At 58.0% G+C, this 15,131-nt stretch carries 13 protein-coding genes; 5 read left to right on the plus strand and 8 right to left on the minus strand.

Annotated features, from left to right (window positions below):
- Positions 1 to 94: 94 nt before the first annotated feature.
- The 3 genes from AC0L8N_RS07985 to yghU form a co-directional block, all read right to left on the minus strand.
- A complete protein-coding gene (locus AC0L8N_RS07985) occupies positions 95 to 1,105 on the minus strand; it encodes a restriction endonuclease (RefSeq protein ID WP_473667083.1) in 1,011 nt (336 codons plus the stop codon).
- Positions 1,106 to 1,312: 207 nt separating this feature from the next.
- The gene (locus tag AC0L8N_RS07990) at positions 1,313 to 2,722 is read right to left on the minus strand and encodes an HNH endonuclease signature motif containing protein (protein WP_473667084.1); all 1,410 of its coding nucleotides are present in this window, start codon (positions 2,720 to 2,722) and stop codon (positions 1,313 to 1,315) included.
- A gap of 452 nt (positions 2,723 to 3,174) precedes the next feature.
- Entirely contained in the window at positions 3,175 to 4,017 is an 843-nt protein-coding gene (yghU, locus tag AC0L8N_RS07995) for a glutathione-dependent disulfide-bond oxidoreductase (protein WP_473667086.1), read from the minus strand.
- Between the two features lie 457 nt (positions 4,018 to 4,474).
- Between yghU and AC0L8N_RS08000 the strand changes: the two genes are divergently transcribed.
- Positions 4,475 to 5,215: a SpoIIAA family protein gene (locus AC0L8N_RS08000; protein WP_473667087.1), complete on the plus strand. Its 741-nt coding sequence runs from the start codon at positions 4,475 to 4,477 to the stop codon at positions 5,213 to 5,215.
- 27 nt (positions 5,216 to 5,242) lie between these two features.
- Here the strand turns inward: AC0L8N_RS08000 and AC0L8N_RS08005 are convergent, their stop codons facing one another.
- Positions 5,243 to 6,841 (minus strand): FMN-binding glutamate synthase family protein, encoded by a 1,599-nt coding sequence (locus AC0L8N_RS08005; protein ID WP_473667088.1) that lies wholly within the window; start codon positions 6,839 to 6,841, stop codon positions 5,243 to 5,245.
- A 190-nt stretch (positions 6,842 to 7,031) separates the two neighbouring features.
- Here AC0L8N_RS08005 and fdhD point away from each other — a divergent pair, with 190 nt between their 5' ends.
- Genes fdhD through fdhF form a run of 4 tightly spaced genes read left to right on the plus strand, consistent with a single transcriptional unit; the run spans position 7,032 to position 12,762 of the window.
- Positions 7,032 to 7,871 carry a formate dehydrogenase accessory sulfurtransferase FdhD gene (gene fdhD / locus AC0L8N_RS08010; protein WP_473667089.1) on the plus strand — a complete coding sequence of 280 codons (840 nt, stop codon included), beginning with the start codon at positions 7,032 to 7,034 and terminating at the stop codon, positions 7,869 to 7,871.
- Positions 7,872 to 7,887: 16 nt separating this feature from the next.
- Positions 7,888 to 8,355, plus strand: coding sequence for a formate dehydrogenase subunit gamma (locus AC0L8N_RS08015; protein ID WP_473667090.1), 468 nt, complete (start codon positions 7,888 to 7,890; stop codon positions 8,353 to 8,355).
- Positions 8,356 to 8,359: 4 nt separating this feature from the next.
- Entirely contained in the window at positions 8,360 to 9,937 is a 1,578-nt protein-coding gene (locus AC0L8N_RS08020) for a formate dehydrogenase beta subunit (protein ID WP_473667091.1), read from the plus strand.
- A complete protein-coding gene (gene fdhF / locus AC0L8N_RS08025; protein ID WP_473667092.1) occupies positions 9,934 to 12,762 on the plus strand; it encodes a formate dehydrogenase subunit alpha in 2,829 nt (942 codons plus the stop codon). Before AC0L8N_RS08020 ends, fdhF begins: the two co-directional genes overlap by 4 nt.
- A gap of 40 nt (positions 12,763 to 12,802) precedes the next feature.
- Here the strand turns inward: fdhF and AC0L8N_RS08030 are convergent, their stop codons facing one another.
- Genes AC0L8N_RS08030 through AC0L8N_RS08045 form a run of 4 tightly spaced genes read right to left on the minus strand, consistent with a single transcriptional unit; the run spans position 12,803 to position 14,977 of the window.
- Positions 12,803 to 13,960 (minus strand): AI-2E family transporter, encoded by a 1,158-nt coding sequence (locus AC0L8N_RS08030; protein ID WP_473667093.1) that lies wholly within the window; start codon positions 13,958 to 13,960, stop codon positions 12,803 to 12,805.
- A gap of 7 nt (positions 13,961 to 13,967) precedes the next feature.
- Entirely contained in the window at positions 13,968 to 14,264 is a 297-nt protein-coding gene (locus tag AC0L8N_RS08035) for a hypothetical protein (RefSeq protein WP_473667094.1), read from the minus strand.
- The gene (locus tag AC0L8N_RS08040; RefSeq protein ID WP_473667095.1) at positions 14,261 to 14,680 is read right to left on the minus strand and encodes a hypothetical protein; all 420 of its coding nucleotides are present in this window, start codon (positions 14,678 to 14,680) and stop codon (positions 14,261 to 14,263) included. The genes AC0L8N_RS08035 and AC0L8N_RS08040 overlap by 4 nt, the downstream gene beginning before the upstream one ends.
- Before the next feature lie 6 nt (positions 14,681 to 14,686).
- A complete protein-coding gene (locus tag AC0L8N_RS08045; RefSeq protein WP_473667096.1) occupies positions 14,687 to 14,977 on the minus strand; it encodes a DUF883 domain-containing protein in 291 nt (96 codons plus the stop codon).
- Positions 14,978 to 15,131 lie beyond the last annotated feature (154 nt).

Below are 15,131 nucleotides of genomic sequence, written 5' to 3' on the forward strand. Positions count from 1 at the left end.
TCGGATTCCCTGGTTCATGTTCGGGAGCGTTGTGGAATATCGCTCCGGTTATTCTTAGATGAAGTCTGCACCAACCTGGAAGGCGCTTTCCGGCTTAGTTTGCTGGCCAGAATAACCGGGTTAAAGGTAATAGCACGCGGGTTTCGCTATCGAGCCCGTCGTAGTGTTCCAGCACGGCATCCACTAACTGATCGAGGTCCATAAGTGTAATCGGTATAGAGGCCCGGTCTGCTTCGTAGCGTGCTTCCTTAGTGAATCCACCGGTACTGACGTATAGACCCTTGTCGTCTTTATGTCGGCCGCCGAGGAAAGTGCGGATATCCTGCGCTCCCATAGCTGTCCGGGTTCGGTGTTTGCACTCAACAATTATTCGCGGCTGCTCGAAACCAAACCCGTCCGGCGAAGCAAGTATGTCGATACCACGATCTGCGCCGGGTGGCGACACACGTGTCTTGTAGCCCATAGCCCGAAGGACCCCGGCGACAAGGTCTTGCATTTCGTAACCGTCGAGTTCGTTGATTTTGTCCTTGATAAGTTCACGAGACTCACTTCGGACTGCATCCAGGGAGCTGTCGTCTTCGGGGTCTGTGTCGACTTGGATATCGGCCGGTTCCGCACCGGAGGCTAGGCGACGGAGTTCTGACGCCGCGGTCTCGTTAAGCCTAGATAACGTTAACTTGGCACTTAGCGATCTTCGGGTTGGAATACTGAGATCGTCACGGCTGACCTCTGCCTCCCAATTAACCTTCCGGCACCTCGGTAGATCGTCATTCGAGTCGTCGTAATCCGGATCACTCAGTACCGTACCGAGGTGGTACACGCGCCGGCCAGGGTCGTAAGTAAGTACACCATCGTTAACTTCAATTTCATTCAGAAAGCGGAATACCTGACCAACCGCATTAGCGATCTTAGGCGGACTTTTGTTTGGCCATACTTCGGACGCTTGATTACTGATCTCTTCACGTGACAGCCCGGCGGATATCGGCCCGAGGTCGGTCCAACCGATTGCAACAATATTGTTGTCGAGAAAAAGGTCCAAGAGAGCAGCTCTTTCGCCTGCCCGAATCATCCACAATGCCGAAGATGTGTGCATGGTGATCGCCATTTGAATACGTCCCTTTGGATGGGCTTCTTGGCACGCACTTTAGCAGGATATCCCGACCATTTGCGGGTGAGGGGCTAAAAATCGAGGGGCTACCCTGACAGGAGCTTCGTTAAGAAATAGTGAGGCGCTCGCGAGATAGTGAGTAGCCCAGTTGCTGAGTGCCTATTCCAACCTGCAACGAACTTTCTGACAATTTGAATGCTGGAGTCAATTACATACGGACGCACTCTTCGCATAGATCACTGGCGGCTGATTCACGAACAAATGCGCCACTGCCAAGCCCCAATCACACTGCTCCCCTGCCCACTGCGTTACACACGTCTTCGCATCCACGTGCCGGCACTCCAGTTCCTGCGCTATCCAGGCCACCGGTTCGTGCACGGCGGCCGGTGCAATCATCTCGAAGGCTTCCGGGATAACGTTACCGCGGGGGGATTTGAACACCACCGCGCCGAAGCGGCTTACTTCGCAGCCGAAGCCGCCCTCGTGCACCAGACGGTGATGGTAACGGCAGAGCGTCACCAGGTTCCTGAGGCTGGTTTCGCCGCCGTCGGCCCAGTGCTTGATGTGGTGACCGTCGGTGTGGCGGGTGTGGGTGCAGCCGGGGAAGCGGCAGCCCCCGTCTCTCACCCGCAACGCCCGTTGGATTGAGGGCGGAATGGCGCGGGTCTTGCGGCCTACCGAGAGCGGCTCGCCCTTGATGTCTTTGACGATGGGCACGATGGCGCAATCGCAACTGATGCGCCGTGCTGTTTCCGCGGTAACGCGGGGGCCGTCGTCCAGACGTGGCAGGTCCAGATGCTTGGCGGATGACGTTTCCGCGGTAACGTGCACTACCACCTGGTAGCGATCGGCGGATGAACTTTTTGGTGATTCGTTGTTGAGATACGCTTCCGCCATTTCGGCCAGTGCGTCGGCGCGACGAGAGGCGATGCTCTCTTTGTCTGATGTTTCCGCGGAGGGTGTGCATTCGGCGTGAACATAGTTCGTATCCGGCGCGACGTCTTTGATTGCTCTTGCAGCCTCGAACTGCCTATCGAGCGCCAGCTCCATCGCCTTTAACAACATCGCACCCTGTTCGGCCGGCAGCCTTGCAGTAACTACGAGGCAACCGTCGTCGTCCCAGCGGGTCGTGACTTCGCGAAGCTCTTGCGGCGATTTGTCCGTCGCCGCCTTCCGCAAACGGTTCACCTGCCCGTAACCTCGCACCAGTTTCTCAACATGATGTGCCGTGCCGTGGCGGGCGAACATCAGCAGGTAGTCTTCCGTCTCCGTGGTCGCGGCGCGGGTGATGGCTCGCACTTTGGAGTAAGAAATTTCGCCGCGCGCGAACGCCTTGCTGATTTTAGGCAGACCTTTTAACGCCCGCGCCACCCGTACCTTCTCGCGAGCGGCGTTCATGCCGATGCCGCATTGCCAGTTCAGCCAGTGCGCGCAGGAATGCACGCCGCCGAGTTGCCAATAGCCCTGCTCGTCAAACTCTGCCACGAGTTCTAGAAACCGGTGGTTGGCCGCCGTGATGTAGGCGTATAGCTCGGTGATCTGCGCCGCCAGGGCGTCGCTCTGGACGTACTTTTCATTTCGCGGGGCTTGCGTGCGAAGGCTGGCTGCGGGCATGGCGAGCTCCGGGATAGTTAGCTGGAAATATATACAGTATTTTAGATAGAATCTTTTTCAGGATCAATAAGTTAAATTGGCACAAAGAGGCATTTTCGGCCTCGCCCAGGAGGGTACGAAACGGCACCTGCCAGGAAGATGCAGACGTTACCGCGGGGGGATTCCGGGTGAGGGAGAACGGCAGCGAATTGAGCGCGGCTTACATCACGGACGATCGTGCGTTAGTTGCACTTCAGGCAGCCGACCTGAACTCCGCCACAAATTTATCGGTATAGGTTTCGCGCAACCGTCAATTGCAGCGGACCTCAAAGGCCGATGCGTGCAATGAACACCGTTGCCGGCGCGACTCGCAAATCGAAACAGGGTGCGGCCGAGCAGGAAACTTCGCTGACGTTACTGCCGAACTCTCTGTGAATCAGCCTAGGCAAACACCGCGCGGGACTCGGCAAACGCTAGTCCAAATCACTCGCATCATGCCGCTCGCGCAACTGCTTTTCTTTGGGACCTGACGTCTTGTTGACGCGTTGGCCACGGCGCACGGCCGGGCGCTGTTGTATTTCTTCCGCCCAACGCACCACGTTGCTGTAGCTGCGAACGTCCAGAAACTTCTGCGCATCATAAATGCTGCCGTTCACCAGGCTGCCATACCAGGCGTGGTTGGCAATATCGGCTATCGTGTACTCATCGCCGCTCAGGTAACGGCGTTCCGCGAGATTGCGGTCCAGTACATCGAGCTGGCGTTTGACTTCCATTGCGTAGCGGTTGATCGGGTATTCGTATTTTTCCGGCGCGTAGGCGTAGAAATGCCCGAAGCCACCACCGAGAAACGGTGCGCTACCCATCTGCCAGAACAACCATGACAAACACTCGGTGCGTTCCACATGATCACGAGGCAGAAACGCCTCGAACTCCTCGGCGAGGTACAGCAGTATCGCGCCAGACTCGAAGACGCGGGTCGGCGGTGACGTATTGTGATCCATCAACGCCGGAATCTTTGAGTTGGGATTAACGCCCACGAAGCCACTGCTGAACTGATCGCCTTCACCGATATCGATGTACCACGCGTCGTACTCAGCTTCCTTTTTGCCAAGCGCGAGGAGTTCTTCGAGCATCACGGTCACTTTCACGCCGTTCGGCGTAGCCAGCGAGTAAAGCTGCAACGGGTGCTTGCCAACCGGAAGCTCTTTGTCATGCGTGGCGCCGGCTATTGGCCGATTGATACTGGCAAATTTGCCGCCGCTCGCCTGATTCCATTGCCAGACTTTGGGAGGGTTGTAGCTTCCGTTGCTGCTCATTTATCGGTCGTCCATGCAGATATTCAGTGACAGGAGCAGATGGCGGCGCTGGCGATGAAATCAAGGGCCCGCCGCAATCTGAATCCAGACAGTTGGCTCAAACCTTACACCAGTAGAGGCTGGCGGCGGTTGGCAAGCCGTTCTCAGTACTCAACCCCAACAGTACAGCGTCGACAGAGGCATCACTACGCCGCCTTGAGAAGCGCGCAGAAACTATCGGTTTCATCGGAAACCAGTGTCGTCCGAAAAGTCTGCCGGCGGCGGTCACGGAGAAGCGAGGGCCACCACAGCTCACACAACGCCAGTGACCAATGTCCGCCCGCATGAGCACGGTAGCGGGACACCTGCTTGATTGCGGCATTTGTCGGCGCTTGCTGGCTTAACGGCGCGCGACCGGTCAATTAGCAGTAGGCTAGAATTAGGATGCATCTCGCCCCATTGCAGGCAAGGACAACAAGTGCTTACGCGCATAGTGCAACTGCCGGATAACGTGGTCGGATTTCAGGCCAGCGGCAAAGTTACGGCCAAAGACTATCAAACCGTACTGGTGCCCGAGCTAGAAACCACGCTTAGGCATCACGATAAAGTACGGCTGCTGTATTTTCTAGGCAATGACTTCAAAGGCTTCAGTAGCGCCGCCGTCTGGGAAGACACCAAGGTCGGTTTGAAGCACCTGGCCCAATTCGAGCGCATTGCTGTTGTGACGAACGTTGACTGGATACGAAATTCGGTCAAGGTCTTCGGCTTCGCTTTGCCGGGTGAAGTACGCCTCTTTGAAAACAACAAGCTGCAGGTGGCCAAAGCATGGCTGTCCGAGACCGATGCCAAAGGCAAACTCGAATTCGAGTTTCGCAAAAAACGGGGCATACTGATTTTGCAGCCAAACGGTGAACTGGACACGACCGATTTCTTGCGCGTCGCCAACGAGATCGATCCTTACGTCGAATTGATGGGCAAACTCAGAGGCGTGATGATCGTCGCAAAACACTTTCCCGGCTGGGAAGACCTCAGCGCACTAGCCGCACACTTTCGCTTCGTGAAAGACCATCGACGCAAGGTCAAGCGACTGGCAGTTGTCTCTGACGACAAGCTGATGTCAACGATGCCGTTCCTCGCCAAACACTTTCTCGTCGAAGAGGCCCGCCACTTTCCGATGAAAAAGAAAAATGAAGCACTCGCCTGGCTAAGCCAGGACTAATACCGCAAGACGCGTGCCATTTCGGTGTCAGTGCACGTTGCGGGGTTCGGCATCGATCGACGCGCGCTCCCAGTCCACTTTCCAGCCGCCAGTCGCCGTGCCATCAATTAGCTGGTTTGGTGCGAGCCACTCATAGGTATCCGCAAGGTTTGCTGTTTGGTTCGAACTCAGCCGGCGTTGTATGTGTGCTGGCGTAAGTTCAGTTGCGTGCTGCAAACCCGCTGCGCAGACGAGGTCGGTCAGCGCATTCACCGTATGCCGGTGAAAGTTCGCCACTCGCTCCGCTTTGTGCCCGACAACGAGACCGCGTTGGCGGGCCGGATCCTGCGTGGCGATCCCGACCGGACATTCATTGGTGTGGCATTTTTGCGATTGCAGACAGCCGAGCGCGAACATGAAACCGCGGGCACTATTGCACCAGTCCGCGCCCATCGCCATTGCCACCGCCATATCGAAACCGGACACAATCTTGCCGCTGACACCGATCTTGATCCGGTCACGGATGCCGCAACCGATCAGTGCATTGACCGCGGTCAATAGACCTTCCCGTCGTGGCGTACCAACGTGATCGGTAAACTCTACCGGCGCCGCACCGGTGCCACCTTCCTTGCCGTCAATAACGATGAAGTCCGGATAAATACCGGTATGAATCATCGCCTTGCACAACGCGAGAAACTCCCAGCGATGCCCAATGCACAGCTTGAAACCCACTGGCTTGCCATCGCTTAGCTCGCGTAATGAGCGAATGAAATGCATCATCTCAACTGGCGTACCAAATGCCGAATGCCGTGACGGCGAAACACAGTCAATGCCGACGGGCACGCCGCGAGTCGCGGCAATCTCCGGGCTGACCTTTTGTCCGGGAAGGATGCCACCGTGGCCGGGTTTCGCACCCTGCGACAGTTTTATTTCGATCATGCGTATCTGCGGATTCGCGGCGCGCTCGCGGAAACGTTCCGGGCTGAAGGTGCCGTCATCATTGCGACAGCCGAAATAGCCGGTGCCAAACTCCCAGATCATGTCGCCGCCCTGCTCCAGGTGATAAGGGCTCACACCGCCCTCGCCGGTATCGTGGGCAAAGCCACCCATCTTGGCGCCAGAGTTCAGCGCGCGTATCGCCGCAGCGCTCAGCGAGCCAAAACTCATGGCGGAGATGTTCAGGACAGACGACGAATAAGGCTGCGTGCAATCGGGGCCACCAATGTCGATACGCATTGGCTGAGCGGGCTTGGCGGCCGGAAATATGGAATGATTCAGCCACTCGTAGCCTAACGATTTAACATCACGTTCGGTGCCAAACGGTACAACATCGACGGCGTTCTTGGCGCGTTGGTACACGAGCGAGCGTTGTTCGCGATCGAAAGGAGTACCGTCCGTGTCGCTCTCGATCAGGTACTGGCGAATCTGTGGCCGTATCGATTCGAATAAATAGCGCAACGCCCAGATGATTGGATAATTTCTGGCCAGGCTGTGCCGGGTCTGCACAACATCCCGTATTCCCCAGAGCGTCAACGCGCCGAATACGGCTGCCAGAACGATAAGCCACGTCGCATGCGTTATCAGTGCCAACGGCGCGGTAATGATAGTCAGCGCTATGACGATAAAAAAGGTCGTGTATCGAAGCATTGCAGGTATCCCGTTCTGGGTTCGTACAGACTTGCCGACACGCCGGTGCAGACGTTACTCCTGACCAGGCTTTGGCGGCCGCCGGAATTGGTTGTCCGGACTCTGTATTTTCTCGCCGCGCGCCAGTGTAACACCGGGGCTCAGCGGCTACGGTATACTGGCGCGCTAGCGAGCATGACGGTTCAACACAATGAGCGGCAGCAGTCTGGCGATCGACATCAGCAGCGTACGCGGCGGCGAGCGCGAGACTTGCCGCGATTGGGTTGCCGTAGAGGAACCACTCGAGATCCAGCTGGCGTGGCCCGGCGCTGACGGCTGCGCGGCCAAGAGCATCTCGATCACCATGCGTACACCAGGTCACGACACCGATCTGGCGTTGGGCTTTCTCATTTCCGAGTCCATAATTTCCCACGCAAACGATATCGCCGAGGTCGCGCACGTCGGTCCGGAAAACGAAGCCGGCTATCGCAATGTCATTCGTGTAGAGCTTGCTGACGGCGTCAGCGTCGATATCGACCGCCTGCAACGACACTTCTATACGACCTCGAGCTGTGGCGTTTGCGGCAAGACCTCAATAGACGCCCTACGGGCGACCGGCGCACTGCCGTTTGCCGGCAAAGGCCAGCACTTCTCGCGGGAATTACTGACCGCCATGCCGCAGAAGCTGCGTGATCTGCAAGCGGTGTTCGACGCCACCGGCGGCCTACACGCGGCTGCGGCCTTCACGTCACAGGGTGAAATCGTCGTCGCGCGGGAGGATGTCGGGCGGCACAATGCAGTGGATAAAGTCATCGGCTCGCTGTTGAACGACCACCGTCTGCCCGCCAGCGAACTGGGACTGATGGTGTCCGGCCGTGCGAGTTTCGAACTTGTGCAGAAGGCACTGGTCGCCGGAATACCGTTGCTGGCGGCCGTGAGCGCACCATCCAGTCTCGCCGTGCAATTGGCTGCCGAGTTTGGCATGACACTGGTCGGTTTCCTGCGCGGCGAACGATTCAACATCTATGCGGGCCCGGACCGCGTCGTTTAATAAGGACAGCAATCACATGGCGATAAAATACGACGCGGAAACGGGCAGTGACATCATCAGCCGTTTCGGCGCCCGGCCGGAAATGCTGGTGCAGATACTGCACGGCTTTCTTGAGCACTATCGCTACGTACCGCGCGAGGCCATCCCGCAAATTGCGAACGCGTTGAACGTGTCGCGCGCTGATGTGCACGGCGTGGTCAGTTTCTATCACGACTTTCGTGAACACGCGCCCGGGGAAACCGTGGTCCGTATTTGCCAGGCCGAATCCTGCCAGGCTATGGGCAGCCGTGCGCTGACCGAGTACGCGAAGAAGAGTTTGAACATCGACTTCCATCAAACCAGCAGTAACGGCAAGGTGACTCTTGAGCCCGTGTACTGCCTTGGCAATTGCGCCTGTTCGCCAGCCGTCATGGTTAACGAGCGCGTCTATGGACGGGTCGACAACGACAGGCTTGACCAGTTGGTCGCCGAAGGTCGGGGTTGAAACGATGAATGACGCCATCCGGATTTATGTTCCGCGCGAGACGTCCGCTGTCTCATTGGGCGCCGACGAGGTTGCCGATGCGATCGTTGCCACCGCGCAAGAACACAATCAGAACGTGCAGATTATTCGTAACGGTTCATACGGCGCCTGCTGGCTGGAACCGCTGATCGAGGTCGAATGTGGCCGAGAACGCATTGCCTATGGCCCGGTAACTCTCGGCGATATCGACTCTCTGTTCGCCGCCGGCATGCTGACTGGCGGTGCGCACCCGCTGCGGCATGGCCAGGTTACTGACATTCCTTATATAGGACGGCAGGCACGCTGGACGCTGCAGCGCGTTGGGGTTACAGACCCGCTGTCACTTGATGACTACCGCGAACACCACGGCTTCGCCGGCCTTGAACAAGCCTTCGCTATCGGCCCTGAAGCCGTGATCGCGGCAGTCACTGCGGCCGGACTTCGCGGCCGCGGTGGCGCCGGTTTCCCAACCGGGATCAAGTGGAACACAGTCGCCGCTGCTGGCGCCGACCAAAAATACATCGCCTGCAACGCAGACGAAGGCGACAGCGGCACGTTCTCTGACCGCATGTTGATGGAAGGCGACCCGTTTGCGCTGATCGAAGGCATGTTGATCGCCGGCTTCGCGGTCGGCGCCAGTCGCGGCTACGTTTACCTGCGTTCCGAATACCCGTTGGCCCGCGCAATATTCTCGGATGCACTGTCCATTGCCCGCGAGCACGGCTGGCTCGGTCAGAATATCGGCGGCCGCGGCTTTGACTTCGATATCGAGTTACACATTGGTGGCGGTTCTTACGTGTGCGGCGAAGAAACCGCAATGCTCGACAGTCTCGAAGGTAAAGCAGGCATCGTGCGTTTCAAACCGCCGCTACCCGCAATCGAAGGGCTGTTCGGCAAGCCTACGGTTGTGAACAACGTCATCACACTCGCGACTGTGCCCAACATACTCGTGCGTGGCGCCGAGCAGTACGCCGCGCTCGGCGTGAACCGCTCAAAAGGCACTCTCGCCTTTCAGCTAGCCGGCAACATCCGCTGTGGCGGTGTGGTTGAAGTACCGTTTGGCCTGACGCTGCGCGAACTGATCGACGACTTCGGCGGCGGCACTGCGAGTGGCCGGCCGATACGCGCTGTACAGATTGGTGGCCCGCTCGGCGCTTACTTGCCGGAGTCGCAACTCGACGTCGCACTCGATTACGAAGCATTCACTGCTATTGACGCCCTGATAGGCCACGGTGGCATCGTCGTCTTTGACGAAACTGTGGACATGGCAGCGCAAGCACGTTTCGCTATGGAGTTCTGTGCTATCGAGTCCTGCGGCAAGTGCACGCCGTGCCGTATCGGCTCCGTGCGGGGCGTCGAAGTAATCGACCGCATCATTGCCAATGAAAACCGCAACGCCAATCTCGCGCTACTGACCGACCTCTGCGACACGATGGTCGACGGCTCGCTCTGTGCGATGGGTGGCATGACGCCTTTCCCGGTACGCAGTGCGCTTAAACATTTTTTGGAAGACTTCACCGCTGCCAGCCCTGCAGAGGGCAACGGCACGGGAGGAAACGCATGACCGTTATTCGCGAAGCAGACCTCGGCACGCCCGCTAGCGCTGCCACAGAAACTGTCACCGTCGAAGTCGATGGCAAAGTGTTGACCGTCCCAGCGGGAACGTCCGTCATGCGCGCCGCCCGTGGCGCGGGTGTGGATATCCCCAAGCTATGTGCTACTGACAGCCTTAAAGCATTCGGCTCCTGTCGTTTATGCGTCGTTGAAATTGAGGGTCGCAAAGGCTACCCCGCCTCCTGCACCACCCCCGTTGCTGAGGGCATGCAGATCCGCACACAGAGTGACGGTATTGCGAAGCTGAGGCGCAATGTCATGGAACTGTATATTTCCGATCACCCGCTGGACTGCCTGACCTGCTCTGCGAACGGCGATTGCGAGCTGCAGGACATGGCGGGCGCGGTTGGACTGCGTGACGTGCGCTACGGTATGGACGGTGCCAACCATCTCGACGCCGAAGTTGACAACAGCAACCCGTATTTTTCTTTTGATCCGTCCAAGTGCATTGTCTGTTCGCGCTGTGTCCGAGCATGCGACGAGGTGCAAGGCACGTTCGCGCTAACCATTGAAGGTCGCGGCTTTGACTCCAAGGTAGCCGCAAGCAGTGGCGAGAACTTCCTCGAATCCGAATGCGTCTCCTGTGGCGCTTGCGTGCAGGCCTGCCCGACAGCGACCCTGATGGAGAAATCCATCATCGAGCACGGCCAACCCGAACACAGCGTGCTGACAACCTGCGCGTACTGCGGCGTCGGCTGCTCGTTCAAAGCTGACATGCAGGGCGATCGCGTCGTGCGGATGACACCGTACAAAGACGGCCAGGCGAATCACGGTCACAGTTGCGTCAAAGGCCGCTTTGCCTGGGGCTACGCGTCGCACCGCGAACGGGTGCTGGACCCCATGATTCGCGAATCCATCGACGAGCCGTGGCGAAAAGTGAGTTGGGACGAAGCCATAGACTATGCCGCGACACGCCTGCGCGGCATACAGGAAAAGCACGGTCGAAAATCTGTTGGCGGCATTACCTCATCGCGCTGCACAAATGAAGAAGTGTTCGTCGTGCAAGAGCTGGTGCGGGCCGCGTTCGGTAATAACAATGTCGACACTTGTGCGCGGGTTTGCCACTCACCGACAGGCTATGGCCTGAACCAAACCCTCGGCACCTCTGCCGGTACGCAGCCGTTCGACAGTGTGATGGACGCGGATGTCATTGTGATTATCGGTGCCAACCCGACGGTCGCTCACCCGGTATTCGCCTCACAGATGAAACGCCGGCTGCGCGAAGGCGCGAAACTGATCATCATCGATCCGCGTCGCATCGACCTCGTGCGCTCGCCGCATGTGCAGGCGGACTACCACTTGCCGTTGCTGCCCGGCACCAATGTTCCGGTCATCAATGCGCTGGCACACGTGATCGTCAGCGAAGGACTGGTGGATGAAACCTACGTTGCCGAACGTTGCGATCCGGACTCCTTTGCCGCCTGGCAAGCCTGCGTACTGAAAGCAGAAAATTCGCCGGAAGCGGTCGCGAAAATTTCCGGTGTACCCGCCGACGACATTCGCAGTGCGGCGCGTTTGTACGCGATGGCGGGTCGCGGCGCGATTTACTACGGCCTCGGCGTTACGGAACACAGTCAGGGCTCGACGATGGTCATGGGCATGGCCAACCTCGCTATGGCAACCGGCAACATCGGTTTTTCCGGCTGTGGCGTAAACCCGCTGCGTGGCCAGAACAACGTACAGGGCTCCTGCGACATGGGTTCGTTCCCGCACGAATTGGCAGGCTACCGTCCAGTATCCGATGACGCGGTACGCGGTTCCTTTGAAAAGCGCTGGGGCGTCGAACTCGACCCCGTCCCCGGCTATCGAATTCCGAACATGTTCGATGCTGCCATTGCCGGTGACTACAAGGGAATGTACATACAGGGCGAGGATATTGCGCAGTCGGATCCTGACACGCAGCACGTCGAAGCCGCACTGCTAAGCATGGACTGCGTCGTCGTGCAGGACCTGTTCCTGAATGAAACCGCGAAGTTCGCGCACGTATTTTTGCCCGGCACCTCGTTTCTGGAAAAAGACGGCACGTTCATCAATGCCGAGCGCCGCATCAATCGCGTACGCCCGGTGATGAAGCCGCAACAGGGCAAGGCCGAGTGGCTTATCACCCAAGAGCTTGCTAAGGCGCTGGGTTACAACATGAACTATGCCTCGGAAGCAGAGATCATGGACGAAATCGCCGCACTTACTCCCACATTCCAGGGTGTCTCATTCGACTTTCTAGACCGCTACGGCAGCGTGCAATGGCCGTGCAACGAGAAGGCGCCCATGGGAACGCCTATCATGCACATCGATCAGTTCGTTCGCGGCAAGGGCTTGTTCATCGAAACGGACTACGTACCAACCGAGGAACGCAGCAACCGCAAGTTCCCGCTGCTGCTGACAACGGGTCGAATTCTGTCGCAATACAATGTTGGCGCACAAACACGGCGCACTGAGAATATTGTCTGGTATCACGAGGATCTGCTGGAGATTCATCCGCACGACGCAGAGACCCGCGGCATTAACGACGGTGACAAAGTCAGCCTGCGCAGCCGCAAAGGCGAGATCTCGTTGCGCGCCACGATCACCGAGCGAGTACAACCCGGTGTCGTTTACACCACCTTCCATAACCCGGAAACCGGAGCGAATGTAATAACGACGGAATACAGTGATTGGGCTACCAATTGCCCTGAGTACAAAGTGACTGCGGTACAAGTTGTACCGACAGCTCACCGCTCGGAATGGCAGCAAAAGTTCGACGAACGTGCCGCCAAACAGGAAGTGATAGAAACCTGAGGGTTTCGCTTAACCAGAGCCGGCCTCGCCGGTCGAACGACTAACGCAGGTCGAATGCCCGCTGTCGACCCAGCCTTCTTTGGGACGGCTGCAGCCGCTCGGTCTGATGCCGTTCTCCATCCGCCTCATTGCGAACAAATCGGCCAATCGGGCGGAGGTTCGGCATGTTGTCGCAGACCACCTTAATGATCGTCACGATGGGCACCGCCATCAGCGCACCGGCAACACCCCACAACCAGCCCCAAACAATGACGGATAGAAAGATGAACACAGGGCTCAACGCCATTCGGCGGCCCAGAATCGCCGGCGTTACCAACTGGCCTTCAAGGATTGTCAGCACCAGCAGTGCCGAGGGGACCATCGCGGCCTCCGCTAATGTATCGAAGGTGGACAGGCCGACAACCGCCAGAATACTCGCGGAAGCGACCGCGCCAAGATAGGGAGCGAAGTTGAACAACGCGGTCATCAATCCCCAAAGAAATGGGTTGGGCACGTTCAACAGGTACATCGCGCCGCTTAGCGCCAGGCCCAACGACAGGTTTATGGCAGTTACGGTCAGCAGATAGCGAGACAATTCGGACCGCACCTGCCGCGCAATCGTAACGATGCGGCGGCACTCCGGCCAACTCCGGCCACAGAGCGTGATGCGGCGTAATAAGGTATCCCCGGAGGCGAGCAAAAAGAATGTAAGGAAAACGACAATGCCGACGAAGGTCATCAAGGATGGCAGACTGCCGACGATACTTTCGAACATGCCTGGCCCGCGAACAACCACCGACTGTGCTTTAGCTGGCGGATCTGATTGCGCAAGCTCGGTTACCTCGGCGGCAATTTCCTGAATATCGGCCAGCCGTTCATTGGCGGAGAAGCTGTAGGACTTCAGATCCCGTATAGACCGCGGTGCTTCCTTTAACCAGTACTCCGCTGGCTCAGCCAGCGAACCGAATATCAGCACAACCGTAGCCAGCAGGCCTACAACCAGGGTCGCAGCAGTGAAGGCTGCGGGTATATGAAATTTTTGAAAGATTCTTACGATGGGTGACAGTAAGAAGTTCAGCAGAATCGCGAACGCGATTGGCACCAACAGATCGGCAGCCTGGTAGAGGGTTGCCAGCACCAACAGCGTTGCCACTGTCAGCATCGCGTACGACGAAGGCCTTCTGCGTCCCTCCGTTTCCAGCGCTGCCAGCATATTCATCGCAACATTACGGCGTAACAACGGAGACTGGGCTGGTGAACAGCCGCGACACGAGGAACGCGGCATTGGCGGTACTCGCTACTTTACGTCGAACCGTAGACTTGCCAGCGGCACCGTCCTGATCCTCCTTTCTGCTGCCCCACAGGACTCCGGCAGCAAAGAACAATGCCAAAGAACCGGGACTGCCCAGGCGTTCCCGCTTCCAGGTACTTATCGCTTGACGGTGGCCCTCAAGCTCTGCCGAGTTCGCCCTCGAAAGAGCCCGCAACCGATTGACCGTCGCCTTCTGTTCACTGAACTTCATGATGATCCTCCAGTCGCTTGCAGTTGCTCACGGGTTGCCACAAACCTCAGATGCTTACTCAAGGTTAAAACCTTGCGAGCAAGCAGACCGGCAACGAGCAAATGCCCAACCGCCAACACCACCAGCATTGCCCAGAGCGGAGCACCCGCCGCGAGCAACGCGAAAATCCCGCCAGCCACTATCAGGCCCCAGGCGGTCAGCACCAGGATCGCGGCAATGGTTCCGAGAAAGGCCATCAAGGCCACGCTCGTAGCTGCCAATTTGGCTTCTGCCAGAGCGAGCTCGGAGATTATCCGGAAGCGCGCGCGATGCGCGGCGAACCACCCAGCGACATGTGTCGCAACCGATTCCGCATCTGCAACCGGGTCGGATGGCTCAACCGCGTCCGCGGCATCATTGGTGATGGCACTGTCCATCCAGATCTATCGGCGCAACAACGCAGACGCTACTACACCGGCGGCGAAGGCCAGACCTGCAGCGGCTAACGGTTGCTCTCTGACGAAGACCTGGGTCTGCGACAACACGCTTTCGACTTTCTTGCTTGCCATTTCCTGGGTCGCCTCAGCTTTGTCGCCAACGGCATGCGCGCGGGCACGGACTTCCTTTTCTGCCTTTTCAGCTTTAGCAGCAGCCGCATCTATAAAGTCATGTGCTGTGTCCGCAGCTTGTCGTGTCGTTGACTGGCTGGTTACTTTTTGGGTTTTGGCGTTCATGTGCAATCTCCTTTTTCCTGCAGACGGGGGTGTCTTGCTGTTAGTAGAGATAATGCAGAAACCGTGCCAGCACCAATGGGGGCTGCTGACCTCGGTGCAAGCGCCGCGTTGGCGCCAACGTTGGGAAATCCGGTCCGCTGCAGAACACAACAGA

It is taken from the genome of Woeseia sp. D3-10 (assembly GCF_055809415.1).

Bases quoted from the DNA above. Each gene is read 5' to 3' on its own strand.
- AC0L8N_RS08005 (WP_473667088.1), bottom strand. From the start codon at position 6,841: ATGCTTCGATACACGACCTTTTTTATCGTCATAGCGCTGACTATCATT.
- fdhF (WP_473667092.1), top strand. From the start codon at position 9,934: ATGACCGTTATTCGCGAAGCAGACCTCGGCACGCCCGCTAGCGCTGCC.
- yghU (WP_473667086.1), bottom strand. From the start codon at position 4,017: ATGAGCAGCAACGGAAGCTACAACCCTCCCAAAGTCTGGCAATGGAAT.
- AC0L8N_RS08045 (WP_473667096.1), bottom strand. From the start codon at position 14,977: ATGAACGCCAAAACCCAAAAAGTAACCAGCCAGTCAACGACACGACAA.
- AC0L8N_RS08040 (WP_473667095.1), bottom strand. From the start codon at position 14,680: ATGGACAGTGCCATCACCAATGATGCCGCGGACGCGGTTGAGCCATCC.
- AC0L8N_RS08015 (WP_473667090.1), top strand. From the start codon at position 7,888: ATGGCGATAAAATACGACGCGGAAACGGGCAGTGACATCATCAGCCGT.
- AC0L8N_RS07985 (WP_473667083.1), bottom strand. From the start codon at position 1,105: ATGGCGATCACCATGCACACATCTTCGGCATTGTGGATGATTCGGGCA.
- fdhD (WP_473667089.1), top strand. From the start codon at position 7,032: ATGAGCGGCAGCAGTCTGGCGATCGACATCAGCAGCGTACGCGGCGGC.
- AC0L8N_RS08020 (WP_473667091.1), top strand. From the start codon at position 8,360: ATGAATGACGCCATCCGGATTTATGTTCCGCGCGAGACGTCCGCTGTC.
- AC0L8N_RS08030 (WP_473667093.1), bottom strand. From the start codon at position 13,960: ATGAATATGCTGGCAGCGCTGGAAACGGAGGGACGCAGAAGGCCTTCG.
- AC0L8N_RS08035 (WP_473667094.1), bottom strand. From the start codon at position 14,264: ATGAAGTTCAGTGAACAGAAGGCGACGGTCAATCGGTTGCGGGCTCTT.
- AC0L8N_RS07990 (WP_473667084.1), bottom strand. From the start codon at position 2,722: ATGCCCGCAGCCAGCCTTCGCACGCAAGCCCCGCGAAATGAAAAGTAC.